Source organism: Synechococcus sp. FACHB-909 (assembly GCF_014698945.1).
Classification (GTDB): domain Bacteria; phylum Cyanobacteriota; class Cyanobacteriia; order PCC-6307; family Cyanobiaceae; genus Cyanobium.
The window spans coordinates 236,520-250,079 of sequence record NZ_JACJTY010000006.1; the positions used below are offsets into that span (position 1 = coordinate 236,520).

General features: G+C 71.6%; 18 protein-coding genes and 1 tRNA gene. 11 read left to right on the plus strand and 8 right to left on the minus strand.

The features are described 5' to 3' along the window. Positions 1 to 68: 68 nt before the first annotated feature. The 6 genes from H6G99_RS11680 to H6G99_RS11705 all read left to right on the plus strand — a co-directional run bounded on the left by H6G99_RS11680 (position 69) and on the right by H6G99_RS11705 (position 4,238). Complete coding sequence (locus H6G99_RS11680; protein WP_094585081.1) at positions 69 to 533, plus strand: acyl-CoA thioesterase; 465 nt, start codon at positions 69 to 71, stop codon at positions 531 to 533. A 36-nt stretch (positions 534 to 569) separates the two neighbouring features. Beyond that, positions 570 to 1,736: a DNA-processing protein DprA gene (locus H6G99_RS11685; RefSeq protein WP_190611616.1), complete on the plus strand. Its 1,167-nt coding sequence runs from the start codon at positions 570 to 572 to the stop codon at positions 1,734 to 1,736. A 28-nt stretch (positions 1,737 to 1,764) separates the two neighbouring features. Continuing rightward, positions 1,765 to 2,700, plus strand: a complete 936-nt coding sequence (gene prmC, locus H6G99_RS11690; protein ID WP_190611617.1) for a peptide chain release factor N(5)-glutamine methyltransferase — start codon at positions 1,765 to 1,767, stop codon at positions 2,698 to 2,700. After that, positions 2,697 to 3,290, plus strand: a complete 594-nt coding sequence (locus tag H6G99_RS11695; RefSeq protein ID WP_190611621.1) for an L-threonylcarbamoyladenylate synthase — start codon at positions 2,697 to 2,699, stop codon at positions 3,288 to 3,290. Before prmC ends, H6G99_RS11695 begins: the two co-directional genes overlap by 4 nt. After that, positions 3,290 to 3,442 (plus strand): hypothetical protein, encoded by a 153-nt coding sequence (locus H6G99_RS11700; RefSeq protein ID WP_158219515.1) that lies wholly within the window; start codon positions 3,290 to 3,292, stop codon positions 3,440 to 3,442. Before H6G99_RS11695 ends, H6G99_RS11700 begins: the two co-directional genes overlap by 1 nt. A 142-nt stretch (positions 3,443 to 3,584) precedes the next feature. Beyond that, the gene (locus H6G99_RS11705) at positions 3,585 to 4,238 is read left to right on the plus strand and encodes a TMEM165/GDT1 family protein (RefSeq protein ID WP_190611623.1); all 654 of its coding nucleotides are present in this window, start codon (positions 3,585 to 3,587) and stop codon (positions 4,236 to 4,238) included. Between the two features lie 6 nt (positions 4,239 to 4,244). On the opposite strand, the gene H6G99_RS11710 is transcribed toward H6G99_RS11705, so the two are convergent. The 5 genes from H6G99_RS11710 to minD all read right to left on the minus strand — a co-directional run bounded on the left by H6G99_RS11710 (position 4,245) and on the right by minD (position 6,236). Beyond that, on the minus strand, positions 4,245 to 4,580 hold the full coding sequence (locus H6G99_RS11710; protein WP_094585058.1) for a hypothetical protein: 336 nt from the start codon (positions 4,578 to 4,580) through the stop codon (positions 4,245 to 4,247). Positions 4,581 to 4,641: 61 nt separating this feature from the next. Continuing rightward, positions 4,642 to 4,713, minus strand: a tRNA-Thr gene (locus tag H6G99_RS11715). Between the two features lie 23 nt (positions 4,714 to 4,736). Continuing rightward, positions 4,737 to 4,940 (minus strand): response regulator transcription factor, encoded by a 204-nt coding sequence (locus tag H6G99_RS11720; protein WP_233133869.1) that lies wholly within the window; start codon positions 4,938 to 4,940, stop codon positions 4,737 to 4,739. Positions 4,941 to 5,001: 61 nt separating this feature from the next. After that, on the minus strand, positions 5,002 to 5,397 hold the full coding sequence (minE, locus tag H6G99_RS11725) for a cell division topological specificity factor MinE (RefSeq protein WP_190611624.1): 396 nt from the start codon (positions 5,395 to 5,397) through the stop codon (positions 5,002 to 5,004). A 5-nt stretch (positions 5,398 to 5,402) separates the two neighbouring features. Further along, entirely contained in the window at positions 5,403 to 6,236 is an 834-nt protein-coding gene (gene minD, locus H6G99_RS11730) for a septum site-determining protein MinD (protein WP_190611625.1), read from the minus strand. A gap of 90 nt (positions 6,237 to 6,326) precedes the next feature. Between minD and H6G99_RS11735 the strand changes: the two genes are divergently transcribed. Genes H6G99_RS11735 through H6G99_RS11745 form a run of 3 tightly spaced genes read left to right on the plus strand, consistent with a single transcriptional unit; the run spans position 6,327 to position 8,528 of the window. Beyond that, the gene (locus H6G99_RS11735; RefSeq protein ID WP_190611627.1) at positions 6,327 to 7,325 is read left to right on the plus strand and encodes a phospholipase D-like domain-containing protein; all 999 of its coding nucleotides are present in this window, start codon (positions 6,327 to 6,329) and stop codon (positions 7,323 to 7,325) included. Next, positions 7,318 to 7,914 (plus strand): chromate transporter, encoded by a 597-nt coding sequence (locus tag H6G99_RS11740; RefSeq protein WP_094585062.1) that lies wholly within the window; start codon positions 7,318 to 7,320, stop codon positions 7,912 to 7,914. The genes H6G99_RS11735 and H6G99_RS11740 overlap by 8 nt, the downstream gene beginning before the upstream one ends. Next, on the plus strand, positions 7,914 to 8,528 hold the full coding sequence (locus H6G99_RS11745) for a chromate transporter (RefSeq protein WP_190611628.1): 615 nt from the start codon (positions 7,914 to 7,916) through the stop codon (positions 8,526 to 8,528). The genes H6G99_RS11740 and H6G99_RS11745 overlap by 1 nt, the downstream gene beginning before the upstream one ends. 18 nt (positions 8,529 to 8,546) lie before the next feature. Here H6G99_RS11745 and H6G99_RS11750 read toward each other — a convergent pair whose 3' ends face one another. From H6G99_RS11750 to ctpZ, 3 genes are read right to left on the minus strand one after another with little or no spacing between them, the layout of a single operon-like run. After that, complete coding sequence (locus tag H6G99_RS11750) at positions 8,547 to 9,224, minus strand: septum site-determining protein MinC (protein WP_190611630.1); 678 nt, start codon at positions 9,222 to 9,224, stop codon at positions 8,547 to 8,549. 25 nt (positions 9,225 to 9,249) lie between these two features. Continuing rightward, positions 9,250 to 10,524 (minus strand): HD domain-containing protein, encoded by a 1,275-nt coding sequence (locus tag H6G99_RS11755; RefSeq protein WP_190611632.1) that lies wholly within the window; start codon positions 10,522 to 10,524, stop codon positions 9,250 to 9,252. Then, complete coding sequence (ctpZ, locus tag H6G99_RS11760; RefSeq protein ID WP_190611634.1) at positions 10,521 to 11,819, minus strand: carboxyl-terminal processing protease CtpZ; 1,299 nt, start codon at positions 11,817 to 11,819, stop codon at positions 10,521 to 10,523. Before ctpZ ends, H6G99_RS11755 begins: the two co-directional genes overlap by 4 nt. 50 nt (positions 11,820 to 11,869) lie before the next feature. Here ctpZ and petB point away from each other — a divergent pair, with 50 nt between their 5' ends. Beyond that, complete coding sequence (gene petB, locus H6G99_RS11765) at positions 11,870 to 12,544, plus strand: cytochrome b6 (protein WP_015109205.1); 675 nt, start codon at positions 11,870 to 11,872, stop codon at positions 12,542 to 12,544. A gap of 57 nt (positions 12,545 to 12,601) precedes the next feature. After that, a complete protein-coding gene (gene petD, locus H6G99_RS11770; RefSeq protein WP_094585067.1) occupies positions 12,602 to 13,084 on the plus strand; it encodes a cytochrome b6-f complex subunit IV in 483 nt (160 codons plus the stop codon). Positions 13,085 to 13,560: the final 476 nt, after the last annotated feature.

Genomic DNA, 13,560 nt, shown 5'->3' on the forward strand with positions numbered 1-13,560 from the left:
CGTCAAAGAGGCTCTGGATCAGCCTATGGCTGATCCTCTGTCCGCAGTCCCCCGTGGTGAAGACCGTGATGCAGCGCTCCGAAGCGGGTTGGTGGTGCCTGAACCGGCGGGTGCTGCCGCAGCACACCGACCACGCCGGCGTGATGTGGCACGGGGCCTATCTGGCCTGGCTGGAGGAGGCCCGCGTCGAGGCCCTGGCCCGGGCCGGCCTCCACTACAGCGACCTGTCGGCCCGTGGGCTGGAGCTGCCGGTGGTGGGCCTGCGCATCGATTACCGCCAGGCCCTGCTCCACGGTGACGCGGTCGCGATCCACAGCCGGGTGCTGCCGCGGGAGGGCGTGAAGCTTCCCTGGCAGAGCCGCTTCCTGCGCCCGGATGGGGCGCTGGCGGCCGAGGCCTGCGTCGACCTCGTTCTGGTGGATCTCTCCGGGGGTGCGGCGCGGCGCCGGCTGCAGCGGCGGCTGCCGCAGGACCTGGAGCAGGCCCTGGCCATCCTGCGGGAGGGACCACCCGACACCGGGATCCAGCCATAGTACGTTTGTACTGCTGATCGGACGCCGGCGCGGGCCATGGGAGATCTGGTGCAGGGGGCGTTCCCCCGCAGGCTGTCTGCGGTCTGGGACCGGCAGCAGCGGCTGTGGTGGCTGCTCTGGAGCCGCTGCCCCGGCCTCGGTTGGCAGCGCCTGCGGGCCCTTGAGGCCGGCTGTGGTGGGTTGGCCGCCGCCTGGGCGGCTTCCGCTGCCGAGCTGGCGGCGGTGCCGGGTCTCGGTGAGGGGCTGGTGGCGGGGGTGGAGCGCTTCCGCCGCCGCTGGGGGCCCCGGCCCCTGGAGGCCTTTGCGCCCCGGTGCCGCTTCGGCCGCGGCGTGCTCGTCCCCGGCGATCGGGGCTGGCCAGCGGGCCTGGGGGAGCTGCAGCGGCCGCCCCTGCAGCTGTGCTGGCAGGGACGGGGCAGCCTCTGGCCCCACCTGGGCCAGCGCCGTTCGGTGGCGGTGGTGGGCACCCGCCGCCCGTCCCTTCACGGTCTCTCGATGGCCCAGGCCATCGGTGCTGCCCTGGCCGAGGCGGGCTGGCCCGTTGTGAGCGGGCTCGCGGAGGGCATCGATGGGGCCGCCCACCAGGGGTGTCTGGCGGCCGGAGGGGCCCCGGTGGGGGTGCTGGGCACACCGCTGGGTCGCGCCTATCCCCTCCATCACGCACTGCTGCAGAGCCAGGTGGCCCGCCAGGGTCTGCTGGTGAGCGAGCTGGCGGAGGGCGCCGCCGTGCGTCCCGGCAGCTTCGCCGCCCGTAACCGCCTGCTGGTGGCCATGGCGGCGGCGGTGGTGGTGGTGGAGTGCCCGGTTGTCAGCGGGGCGCTCCACTCGGCCGAGCTGGCCTGGCAGCTGGAGCTGCCCCTGTGGGTGGTGCCCGCCGATGCCGGCCGGGCCTCGGCCATGGGCAGCAACCGGCTGCTGGCCAGGGGGGCCACACCCCTGCTCCTCCCCGCCGACCTGATCGACCAGCTGGGTCCCGGTCCCCTGGCCCGCCGCGGGCCCCGGTCGGCACCGCCAGGGGAGCCGGCGGATGCCGAGGTGATGGCGGCCGAGGGCCTGCTGGCGGCGGTGGGCGGAGGTGCCAGCCTCGAGCAGCTGAGCCTGGCGCTCGATCGCCCCATGGCCGAGCTGATGCCCCGGCTGCTGGAGCTGGAGCTGGCCGGGCGGCTGCGGGCCGAAGCGGGCCTCTGCTGGCGTCCCTGCTGAGGCCGTCGCCCCTGATTAGGCTCCCCCCATGCGTTCCCAGGCCGGCACCCCCCCGATCTCCGCCCCCCCGGCGCCCGGGTCCGAGGCCCTGACGGTCACGGGGGCGGAACTGCTCGAGTGGCGCCGCCGCCTGCTGGCCCGGGGCGGCGCCGCCGCCGACCTCGACTGGCTGCTGGATCTGGGCGGCGGGCTGCGCTGGAGCCAGCTGCAGTCGCTCTGGTGTCACCCGCAGGCCACCATCCGGCTCGATCGCCCGCTGCAGGCGCTCGAAGCCCTCTGGCGCCGCCACCGCCACACCCACGAGCCCCTGCAGTACCTGGTGGGCCGTTGCCCCTGGCGCGACCTGGAACTGCCGGTGGCGCCCGGGGTGCTGATTCCCCGGCAGGAAACGGAGCTGCTGGTGGACCTGGCCCTGGAGCTGCGGCGGCCGGCCCCCCCCATCGCCTGCTGGGCCGACCTGGGCACCGGCTCCGGTTGCCTGGCCATCGCCCTGGCCCGCTGCCTGCCCACCAGCCGGGGCTTTGCCGTCGAGACGAGCGCCGAGGCCCTGGCCCAGGCCGGCGCCAACCTCGCCCGCTGGGACCTGCAGCGCCAGGTCACCCTGCTGGCGGGCGACTGGTGGCAGCCGTTGCAGCCCTGGTGGGGGGAGCTGGATCTGGTGGTGAGCAACCCCCCCTACATCCCCAGCGCCACCCTCGCCGGCCTGGAGCCGGTGGTGCGCGATCACGAACCCCGCCTGGCCCTCGATGGCGGCCCCGACGGGCTGACGGCCCTCCGCTCGATCGTGGCCGGGGCCCTGCAGGCGCTGGCCCCTGGCGGCCTGCTGCTGCTGGAGCACCACCACGACCAGAGCGAGGCGGTCGGCGAGCTGCTGCGCGCCGCCGGTCTGGAACGCCCCGGAGTCCACGCCGACCTGGAGGGCCAGGCCCGCTTCGCCAGTGCCTGGAGGCCCGGCGCCCGATGAACGGTCCCGCCGATCTGGCCAGGTGCCTGGCGGCCGGGGAGGCCGTCCTGTTCCCCACCGACACCCTGCCGGCCCTGGCCTGCCGGCCCGCGGCGGCCGCCCTGCTCTGGCGCCTCAAGCAACGGCCCGCCGACAAGCCCCTGATCCTGATGGGGGCCGACCTGCCCCAGCTGATCGCGGTCCTCGGGGTGCCCTGGCAGGAGGCCTGGCTGGAGCAGGCCCGGTCCAGCTGGCCCGGGGCCGTCACCCTGGTGCTGCCGGTCACCGGAGCCCTCACCGACCATCTCCACCCCGGTGGCACCAGCCTCGGCCTGCGCGTGCCGGCCTGCGAGCGGGCCCGGGAGCTGCTGCGCCTCAGCGGTCCGTTGGCCACCACCAGCGCCAACCGCTCCGGCCAGCCTGCGGCCACCACGGCGGCGGAGGCCGCCCGCCAGTTCCCCGGGCTGGCCCTGCTGGAGCCCCTGCCCTGGCCCCCGGGGTCGGGGCAGGCCAGCACCGTCCTGGCCTGGCGGGGGGAGGAGTCCAGCGACGACCCCTGGGCGGTGCTCCGCTCCGGGGCCACGCCGGCGCCGGGCGCTGGAGGCGCCTGATGCTGCCGCTCCTGCTGGTGGTGCTGCTGGGAGTGTCCCTCAGCCACTGGACGCTGGTGCCCCTGGTGCACCTGGCCACCCCCATCTTCGATCTGGGCTGGCTCGGCTGGCTGCTGCTGGCCCTCGGCCTGTGGCTGTTCGCCGGCGCCTGATGGCCCCCCGCTGACGTGACGCCCGCCCAGCGGCCGCCCGGGGCCGGCCGGCACCTAGCCTCCCCACCGATTCCCCCGGCATCGCCCTTGCCCGCGGCCGGTCCCGTTGTCCAGCGCCGATGGAGGCGTGCCCGACGCCCCCATGACCCTTCCCCCCGCCGGTGATCCCGGCCTGGCCGCCTTCGGCTCCAGCCTCACGGCCATCACCCTGGCCGAGCTGGGCGACAAGACCTTCTTCATGGCCCTGATCCTGGCGGCGCGCCATCGCCCCCGCTGGGTGTTCGTGGGGGCCTTCGCCGCCCTCACCCTGGTCACCCTTCTGTCCCTGGGGATGGGGTACGGCCTCAGGGAGTGGCTCCCCCAGGCCATCGTTCCCTGGCTGGCAGCGGCCCTGTTCCTCGGCTTCGGCATCAAGCTGCTGGTGGATGCCGCCGGCCTGCCCGCCGATGCCGCCAAGGAGGAGGCCCAGGAGGCCAGGGAGGCGATCGACGCCGCCGAGAGCGATGGCAGCATCCGTGGCCCGGGGGCCGTGATCTGGGAAGCCTTCGTGCTGGTGTTCCTGGCCGAACTCGGGGATCGCACCCAGTTCGCCACCATCTTTCTGGCGGCGGCGCCGGCCTTCACCTTCGCCGGCCTGCTGGCCGGCACGCTGCTGGGCCATGCCCTGGTGACCTGGCTGGCGGTGGGCGCGGGCCAGTGGATCGGCGGCAGGATCAGCGAGAGGGTGCTCTACCGCCTCAGTGGTGGCCTGTTCCTGGCCTTCGGCCTGCTGTCGCTCTGGCAGGCCATCGGCTGACGCCCTTCAGCGGGAAGCGGGTTGCTGCAGATCCCAGCGGAACAGCCCCCGCAAGGTGGGCTGCTGGAACGGGCCTTCCTCCATCGTCGGGGCGAAATCCACCCGTTCGTTGACGGGAACCGTCAGGGGGCGCGCCGGTGGGCCGACGGCCGGCAGCGTTCTGGACCCAGCCGCTGGCGCCGGGCCGCTGGGATCGGCGTAGCGGGTGCGGATGCCGGGACTGCCCAGGATCTCGGCGCCGGAGCGGGCCGGCGGCAGGGGCGGTGGCGGGCCCGGTGGGACCTGGGCCAGGGCCCCCGGCAGGACGATCAGCCCTGCCACCAGCCAGGTGTGGCTCGCCATGGCCTCCCGTGCGCTGTGCTGCGCCGATGGTAAGGGCGGTGGCGGTGCCCATCCCCTGGCAAGCCGGCTAACGGATTTGAACCGATGGCCTTCGCTTTACAAAAGCGCTGCTCTACCACTGAGCTAAGCCGGCATGGGCCCTTGGCCCAGCCCAGCCTATCCCTGGGCCAGGGCCCAGAGCAGCAGCTGGGTGCGGCTGCGGCAGCCGGTCTTGGCCAGCAGATGGGAGACGTGGCACTCCACCGTGCGCGGGCTCAGCACCAGCTGGGCGGCGATGTGGCGGTTGCTGTCGCCCTGGCGCAGCAGATCGAGGACCCGTTGCTCCGCTGGGGTGATCGCCACCGGGAACGCTTCGGCCACGGCCTGCCATCGCTGCACTGCCTGCAGGATTCCCGCCGGCCGTCTCCCGGGCGGCGGCGTCTCAGTCGGGATCGGCGGGGGAGGGCTCTTCGGTCGGTTCGCTGGCCAGGGGAACGGCCAGCTCCTGCGGCGCGGCTTCGGCCTCGGGCGCCTGGGCCATGCCCACGGCGGCGGCTGCCGCCACCAGGGCCGGCAGGGGACGGGCCCGCTTGATCGGCAGGTTGGCCACCAGGGCGGTGACACGGTCCTCGGTCTCCAGGCTCACGTCGCCTTCCTCGATGTCGATCTCCACGTAGCGCTGCACCACCTCGAGGATTTCGCGCCGCATCTGCTCCAGCAGTTCGGGATTGAGATCGCTGCGGTCGTGGGCCAGCACCAGCTGCAGCCGCTCCTTGGCCATGGTGCCGCTGGGTTTCTGGCGCCCCAGCAACCGTTGGATGAAATCGAACAGCGTCATGGTGCTCAGAAGAGACCGGTGGTTTTGCGGATCTTGTTCATCAGCCGGGCGCGCAGGCCCCTGCGGGCCTTGGAGGGATCCTCCAGGGGAACGTCCTCGCCCCGCAGGCGCCGGGCGATGTTCTGGTAGGCCTTCGCGGCGGGGGATCCGTTGCCGTTGAGGGTGAGCGGTTCCCCCCGGTTGGTGGACACGATCACCTGCTCGTCCTCCACCACCAGGCCCACCAGGGGCAGGGCCAGGATGTCGGTGACGTCATCGACGCCCAGCATTTCCTGGCTGGCCATCATCTTGGGCCGCACCCGGTTGAGCACCAGTTGCACCGGCGTCACGCCCCGGGTGTTGAGCAGGCCGATCACCCGGTCGGCATCCCGCACGGCCGACACTTCCGGCGTGGTGATCACGATCGCCTCGCGGGCCGCGGCGGCGGCGTTCTTGAAGCCGTCCTCGATCCCTGCCGGGCAGTCGATCAGAACGAAATCAGCCCGCTCCGCCACCATCGCCACGATGCGCTGCATGTCCTCGGGGGTGAGCCACTCGAGCATCCGGGGATTGCCGGCGGGCAGGAGGGAGAGATTCGGTTCCTGCTTGTGCTTCACCAGGGCCTGCTCCAGCCGGCAGGTTTCGGCCAGCACCTCCTGGGCGGTGTAGACGATCCGGTTCTCCAGGCCGAGCAGCAGATCGAGATTGCGGAGGCCGAAATCGGCATCGAGAACGACGGTGCGCTCCCCCAGCCGGGCCAGGGCGATCCCCAGGTTGGCGGTGAGGGTCGTCTTGCCGACGCCCCCCTTGCCGGAGCAGATGAGGATGATGCGAGGGGAGGCTGACGTCACGGCGTCCACGGGCGTCGGCGCAGGCTAATCCCACCGGGCGGAACGGCTGTGCCAAGGCCTGGAACTGCCGCTAGAAAGGCCCATCCCCTCCACGCTGCGATGACCACTGCCCCCCACCGGCCCCAGAGGCTGCTGGTGATGCCCGACGACGGTGTGGACGCGGTGGTCGCGCTGATCGAGACCGCCAGCGAGCAGCTGCTGCTCAAGCAGTTCAAGCTGCAGTCGGAGGCGGTGGAGGAGGCCCTGCGGCGGGCCCGGGAGCGGGAGGTGGAGGTGCGGGTCATGCTCAACCCCCACACCTCCGGCGGCGACCGCTGGAACGACGAGGCCTTCGCCCGCCTCCAGGGCTGGGGCATCGACACCGCCTGGACCAGCGAGGCCTTCCCGGTGACCCACGAGAAATCGATGGTGGTCGACCGGCACACCGCCCTGGTGGCCACCTTCAACCTGGCCGACAAGTACTTCACCGAGACCCGCGACTACGGGGTGCTCACCTACAACCCGGCCGTGGTGGCCCAGGTGACCGCCGGTTTCGAGGCCGACTGGCAGCGCGTCTTCTTCCAGCCCGACCTGGGGGTGGGCCTGGTGTGGAGCAGCGCCCACAGCCGCGGTCAGATGGCCCGCATCGTCGATGCCGCCACCCGCACCCTCTGGATCCAGCACCCCAAGTTCGTCGATGCGGTGATCCTCGAGCGGATCATCAGTGCGCGGGAGCGGGGGGTGAAGGTGCGGGTGCTGTGCGGCGGCAAGCACGGCATCAGCGACTGGGACATCTACGACACCTTCTCCTCCCTGCGGGTGATGCAGCGCTTCGGCGTCAAGGTGCGGCGCCAGCAGCGGCCCAAGCTGCACGCCAAGCTGATCCTGGTGGATGGGGCCTTCGCCCAGACGGGCTCGATGAACATCGACCGCAGTGCCTTCGATCTGCGCCGCGAACTGGGCATCGAGAGCGATGCCCCCGAGGTGGTGGCGCGGCTGCGCGAGATGTTCGAGACCGACTGGGAGAACGCCGACAAGTACAACGCCCCCGATCCCCTCGACCCCAAGTATCACGAGGAAGGGGAACTGCCTCCGGATCCCCATTTCGTCCATGACTGAGTCCCCCGCCCCCGCCCCGACGGACGCTCCGCCCGGGCTGGGGCAGCTGTTCACGGGCATGTTGATGGTGGCCCTGTCCGCCTTCGGCGGCGGCCTCTCGGCCTGGAGCCAGCGGATCATCGTCGAGCAGCGCCGCTGGATGAGCAACGAGGAGTTCCTCACCGGACTCACCGTGGCGCGGCTCTTCCCCGGCCCCAACCAGATCAACATGGCCGTCTACGTCGGCACCTTCTTCCGCGGCCTGCCCGGGGCCCTGGCGGCCCTGGCGGGGATGCTGCTGGTGCCCTTCACCCTGCTGATGGCGATCGGGCTGCTCTATTTCCAGTTCCACAGCCTGCCCGCCCTTGATCGGGTGCTGGCGGGGGTGGTGGCGGCGGCTGCGGGGATGGCCCTGTCGATGGGCTTCAAGATCCTCGATGAGTACTGGAAGGATCCGATGGCCCTGCTGCTGGCGGCGGTCACCTTCGTGCTGATGACGTTCTTCCATGTGCGGCTGGTGCCGCTGGTGCTGGTGGCCGGCCCCCTGGCGATGGCCTGGTACTGGCCGCGGCGGTCCCAGCCCGGGTCCCCGGCCGGAGAGCCCCGCTGATGGCGCCCCTGCTGCTGGCGGCCGCCGCCGAGGCGGCCAGCTGCGCCCCCATGCGCCTCAACGATCTCGGCCACCTGCTGCAGGTGATGGGCACCTTTCTTGGCCTGTCGCTGTTCTCCCTGGGGGGCGGCAACACCCTGCTGGCCGAGTACCACCACCTCAGCGTCGTCCAGTACTGCTGGCTGCGGCCCGCCCAGTTCGCCGACATCTACGCCCTGGCCGAGGCGGCCCCCGGCCCCAGCTCCATGATCGTGGGGCTGCTCGGCATGGGGGCCGGCTGGCCCGAGGGGCCCGGCTGGGCCCTGCTGAGCGCCTACGGCGCCGAGATCGCCATCCTGCTGCCCTCCACCCTGCTGATGGTGGTGGCCTGCCTCAGCTGGAACCGGCTGCGGGAGTCCCCCTGGCGGGTGACCTTCGAGCGGGGCCTGGGCCCGATCACCCTCGGCATCCTGTTCGCCGTGGGGGTCAAGATCCTCCAGACCGCCGACACCAACGCCCCCGGGGTGGTGGTGTCCCTGCTGGTGTGCGTGCTGATGCTGCGCACCCGGATCTCGCCGCTGTGGTTCATGGCGGTGGCCGGCGGGCTCGGGGCCTTCGGCCTGATCAACCGCTGATCAACCGCTGATCTCCGCTCAACCGCTGAAGTCCGGTGCGGCCGGATCGATGCGGATCTCCCCCTCCACCAGCGTGGCCTGCTCGGCCAGCCCTGGTGGCGGCAGACCCTCGGGGCCCCTTGCCACCACATCGGCGATGCGCAGCTGCAGGGGTCGCAGCTGCAGGGCCACGATGCGCGCCTCCCGGTTTCCGCTGACGCCGGCATGGGCGACGCCCCGCAGCCGCCCCCACACCAGGACATTGCCGGCGGCGCTGATCCGGGCGCCGGGGTTCACATCCCCCAGCAGCAGCACCGAACCTTCCCCCTGCAGATGGTCGCCGGCGCGCAGGGTGCCGCGATGCACGAGCAGGTCGGGTGCCGGTGCCCCCGGGGCCGCGGCGGATGGCGCCGGCCGCGGCGGGCCCGGATCGGTGTCGAGGCCGAGGGCGGCAGCGGCCACAAGGGTTTCTGGCCGGCGGCTGGCGACGCGCACCAGTTCCAGCTGCACCGAACCCAGCAGCTCCTGCAGATGGCGCAGGTCCGGCAGCCGCAGCAGCCAGCGGCCCGCCTCCAGCACCACGGAGCCCGCCGGCGGCTGGCGACTGCCGAGGGCATAGCGCACCTCCTCGACGGCACTGGCGGATCCCTCCTCGGCCGGCAGCCGCAGCAGGTGGGGCTGCTGGCCATCGATCGCCTGGATCAGTGCGGCTGCCACGACGATGTCCTGCGGTGCAGCGAACCTAGAGGTCCCGCCGGCCGGCGTCGTCCTGCCGCCGCACCGCCAGGGTCTCCCGCAGCGCATCGCTGACCCGGGCCGGATGGATCAGCCAGGCCATGTCGACGGTCTGGCAGAGGCTGGCCACCAGGGGCGAGCGCTGCTCGAGGGCCTGCAGCCGCTGGCCGTCCCAGAGGCGCAGGCCCCCGGAATAGGGGTGATAGCCCCGGCTCTGGCGCTGCTCCAGGGCGCAGCAGCCGTCCGCCACCAGGCCGGCGCGTTCGCACAGCCCCCTTGCCACCGCCAGCAGTTCGATCTGGCTGGCCGGGGAGAGGTCGCTGACGTCGGTGGCCTTGGGCAGGCGCCGCTCCAGCAGCCGCCCGCAGGGATCGGCCAGCTCCTCGGGCCCCTCCTCCCGCCAGCGCACCAGGTGGTAGCCGGTGCGGATGTCGTCGTTGGCCAGGTAGCTGTCCAGGTCGAGGTGATCCCGGTCCCAGAGCCAGCGGGCCATGGTGGCGTCCGCCCAGACCAGGCCCGGGCCGAGCCTGCGGGCCACGCTGATCACCCGGTTGAGCAGCCAGTTGCAGACGATGTTGAGCCGGTGGTTGTAGACGCTCCGGTACATCAGATGGCGCACCACCAGGTAGTGCTCCACCGCCATCAGGCCGCGGGGGTGGAGGGCCAGATCCCCGTCGGGCGCCAGGGTGAGGCTGGCGAGGATCCGCTCCAGATCCAGCTGGCCGTAGCGGGTGCCGGTGCTGTAGCTGTCGCGCAGCAGGTAGTCGAGGCGGTCGCAGTCCAGCTGGCTGCTCACCAGCGCCTTGATCGCCCGGCTCGGGTGGCGGCCGTGCTCCAGCAGGTCGGCCACCAGGGCAGCCCGGCCCGGTGCTCCGTCATCGAGGCGGTCCCGCAGGGCGGCATGGTCGCGGATCAGCCGGCCCGACCAGGTCTCATGCCGCAGGCCGAACATCTCCTCGCCGGAGTGGCTGAGGGGCCCGTGGCCCACGTCGTGCAGCAGGGCGGCGGCATAGAGCACGTCCCGGTGCCGGGACAGGGAGGGGTCGAGCCGCTCCAGCTGCTGCAGGGCCAGCCGCGCCACCGCCAGCACGCCGAGGGAATGGGTGAAGCGGCTGGATTCCGCTCCGTGGAAGGTGAGGAAAGCGGGCCCCAGCTGGCGGATGCGCCGCAGCCGCTGGAAGGGGGCGGTGTCGATCAGGTCGATCACCAGGGCCTCGGCCGGATCCTGGCGATCGAGGCGGATCGCCCCATGGAGGGGATCGTGGTAGGTGCGCTGGCTCATGGGACCGGGGCCGACAGACCGGCGACCAGCAGCCCGGCCGCGTCCTGCAGCCAGGTGTCCCCTTCCCCATCGGGCTCCAGCGGCTCCGGCTGGGGCAGCCGCACGTCCGGTTCGATGCCCTGGTTCTGGATGTCGCGACCGCTGGGGGTGAGGTAGCGGGCCACGGTCACCGCCAGGCCGCTGCCGTCACTCAGGTTGATCAGGGTCTGGATCAGCCCCTTGCCGAAGGTGCGGCTGCCGGCCAGGCGCGAGCGGCCGCTGTCCTGGAGGGCCCCGGCCAGGATCTCGCTGGCGCTGGCCGTGCCGGCGTTCACCAGGGTGAGCATGGGGCCGCCATACAGCTGTCCAGGACCCGCCTGCTGCCGGTCGGCGATGCCGCCCCGGTCCTGGGTCTCCACGATCGGGTCCCCGTCGAGCAGCCCATCAGCCACCGCCAGACCGGCGGCCACCAGGCCGCCCGAGTTGTTGCGCAGATCCAGGATCAGCCCCTCGATCGGCCCGCTGCCACCGGGGGCGGTCAGGGCGGCCAGGGCGGCCCGCACCTGCTGGGGCACCGGCTCGCTGAACTGGGTGATCCGCAGGTAACCGAGGCTGTGGCCCCCGCTGAGCAGGCGGTGGCTGCGGACCGGCTGCAGATCCACCTCGCGGCGATCGAGCAGCACCTCGCTCTCCTGTCCCGATGGGGCGCGCAGGGCCACGAGCACGTCGCTGCCGGCCGGTCCCCGCAGCCGGGCGGCGGTGCCGTCCAGCCCCAGCTCCTCGGCCGATGCGCCGTTCACCCGCAGGATCTCCGTGCCGGAAACGATCCCGGCGTCGGCGGCGGGGGAGGCGTCGAGGGGGGCGATCACCACGATCCGCTGGTCCCCCGCCCGCCGGCCCAGTTGCAGTCCCACACCGCTCACCCGCCCCTGGGTGCTGGAGCGCAGGGTGGCGAACTCCTCTGGGCGCAGCATCCGGGTGTAGGGGTCGTCGATGGGGGCCAGCATCGCCTCGATCGCCGCGTAGGCCTCCAGCGAGCTGCTGATCGGCTGCTCCAGGGTCTTCTGGCGCAGGCGCCGCCACTGCACCGCCTCCAGCTGCTCCGGATCGACGTAGCTCAGGTTCACCAGCCGCCAGGCCTCCACCACCAGCTGCTGGGCATCGTTGAGCGCCAGTGCCGGTGCGGGCATGCCGAGCGGCAGGCACAGGAGCAGGCAGAGCCCGGTCCCCACCAGGAGCCGGAGCGGCGCCAATCGGGTGCGCAGCCCTGTTGCAAAGCATTGAGCCGGCAGGGAGCGGCGGGCCGGGTCTCTCACGGGGGGGTCAGAACGATCGGTAGACTCTCGCAACCCAAGCCCCACGCTGCATGGCGAACTCGTCCACCGGCGCCAAGTCGTCCCCGATCTATGACTGGTTCGAGGAGCGCCTGGAGATCCAGGCCATTGCCGACGATATCTCCGCCAAGTACGTCCCCCCCCACGTCAATATCTTCTATTGCCTGGGCGGCATCACCCTGGTCTGCTTCCTGATCCAGTTCGCGACCGGGTTCGCGATGACCTTCTACTACAAGCCCACGGTGGTGGAGGCCTACAGCTCGGTCCAGTACCTGATGACCGACGTCAGCTTCGGCTGGCTGATCCGCTCGGTCCATCGCTGGAGCGCCAGCATGATGGTGCTGATGCTGATCCTGCACGTCTTCCGGGTGTACCTCACCGGCGGCTTCAAGCGTCCCCGTGAGCTCACCTGGGTCACCGGCGTCACCATGGCCGTGATCACCGTGTCGTTCGGCGTCACCGGCTACTCCCTCCCCTGGGACCAGGTCGGTTACTGGGCCGTGAAGATCGTCAGCGGCGTCCCCGCCGCCGTCCCGGTGGTCGGCGACTTCATGGTCGAGCTGCTCCGCGGTGGTGAGAGCGTCGGCCAGTCCACCCTGACCCGCTTCTACAGCCTCCACACCTTCGTTCTGCCCTGGCTGCTGGCGGTGTTCATGCTGATCCACTTCCTGATGATCCGTAAGCAGGGCATCTCCGGCCCGCTCTGAACCCCGTTCTTCCCCTTAGCCTTCCCCCACCGGTCACCAGCGCTCCGAGCTCCCACCATGCACATCCTCAAGAAGCCTGACCTCACCGATCCCAAGCTGCGGGCCAAGCTGGCCAAGGGCATGGGGCACAACTACTACGGTGAGCCGGCCTGGCCCAACGACCTCCTCTACATCTTCCCGGTGGTGATCCTCGGGACGATCGCCTGCCTCGTCGGCCTGGCCGTCATGGATCCGGCGATGCTGGGTGATCGGGCCGATCCCTTCGCCACCCCGCTGGAGATCCTCCCCGAGTGGTACCTCTACCCGGTGTTCCAGATCCTCAGGGTCGTCCCCAACAAGCTGCTCGGCATCACCCTGCAGACGATGGTCCCCCTGGGTCTGATGCTGATCCCCTTCATCGAGAGCTTCAACAAGTTCCAGAACCCGTTCCGCCGGCCTGTGGCCATGGGTGCCTTCCTGTTCGGCACCGTGTTCACCATCTACCTGGGCATCGGCGCCTGCCTCCCCATCGACAAGTCCCTCACCCTGGGCCTGTTCTGAGTCGTCGGTCGGCTTCCGCCACCCTCCATACCCTGCAAGCCGCGAGCCATCGCGGCTTTTTTTTGTGCCCGCTTTCCGGCAGCCCCTTGAGCGTGGGCCTGGGCCTCGCCTTTGGCGCTCTGTCCGGCAGGTCGGTCCGCACGGGTCTGGGGGAGTCCACAGGCCCTCGGCACGTCCCTCAGGGACGGCTGGCAGCGTCGCTGACCCTGCTCCGGTTGCTCAGCCCAGCCAGCCGCTCCAGTCCATCCTGCCGCCAGGGGAACAGCTCTGCTGAGCCCACCCCCGTCCCTGGGGCTGCTCCGATCTGGCGCTGGCCCCAGCTGGGCAGGCAAGGAACCGCTGATTTGGGCCCTCCCCCTGGTGTGCTCGCCCAAGGTGATATGATTTTGGACTGCGCCCCAGAGAGCGAGAGCTCGAGCGGGGGGCAGGCTTACGGGATCGAGAGGCGCGAGCCGACGGTGTTGTAAGTTTTCTGA

Excerpts from the sequence above, each read along its gene's own strand:
- H6G99_RS11680 (WP_094585081.1), top strand. The coding sequence starts at position 69 with ATGCAGCGCTCCGAAGCGGGTTGGTGGTGCCTGAACCGGCGGGTGCTG.
- H6G99_RS11685 (WP_190611616.1), top strand. The coding sequence starts at position 570 with ATGGGAGATCTGGTGCAGGGGGCGTTCCCCCGCAGGCTGTCTGCGGTC.
- prmC (WP_190611617.1), top strand. The coding sequence starts at position 1,765 with ATGCGTTCCCAGGCCGGCACCCCCCCGATCTCCGCCCCCCCGGCGCCC.
- H6G99_RS11695 (WP_190611621.1), top strand. The coding sequence starts at position 2,697 with ATGAACGGTCCCGCCGATCTGGCCAGGTGCCTGGCGGCCGGGGAGGCC.
- H6G99_RS11700 (WP_158219515.1), top strand. The coding sequence starts at position 3,290 with ATGCTGCCGCTCCTGCTGGTGGTGCTGCTGGGAGTGTCCCTCAGCCAC.
- H6G99_RS11705 (WP_190611623.1), top strand. The coding sequence starts at position 3,585 with ATGACCCTTCCCCCCGCCGGTGATCCCGGCCTGGCCGCCTTCGGCTCC.
- H6G99_RS11710 (WP_094585058.1), bottom strand. The coding sequence starts at position 4,580 with ATGGCGAGCCACACCTGGCTGGTGGCAGGGCTGATCGTCCTGCCGGGG.
- minE (WP_190611624.1), bottom strand. The coding sequence starts at position 5,397 with ATGACGCTGTTCGATTTCATCCAACGGTTGCTGGGGCGCCAGAAACCC.
- H6G99_RS11735 (WP_190611627.1), top strand. The coding sequence starts at position 6,327 with ATGACCACTGCCCCCCACCGGCCCCAGAGGCTGCTGGTGATGCCCGAC.
- H6G99_RS11740 (WP_094585062.1), top strand. The coding sequence starts at position 7,318 with ATGACTGAGTCCCCCGCCCCCGCCCCGACGGACGCTCCGCCCGGGCTG.
- H6G99_RS11745 (WP_190611628.1), top strand. The coding sequence starts at position 7,914 with ATGGCGCCCCTGCTGCTGGCGGCCGCCGCCGAGGCGGCCAGCTGCGCC.
- H6G99_RS11755 (WP_190611632.1), bottom strand. The coding sequence starts at position 10,524 with ATGAGCCAGCGCACCTACCACGATCCCCTCCATGGGGCGATCCGCCTC.
- petB (WP_015109205.1), top strand. The coding sequence starts at position 11,870 with ATGGCGAACTCGTCCACCGGCGCCAAGTCGTCCCCGATCTATGACTGG.
- petD (WP_094585067.1), top strand. The coding sequence starts at position 12,602 with ATGCACATCCTCAAGAAGCCTGACCTCACCGATCCCAAGCTGCGGGCC.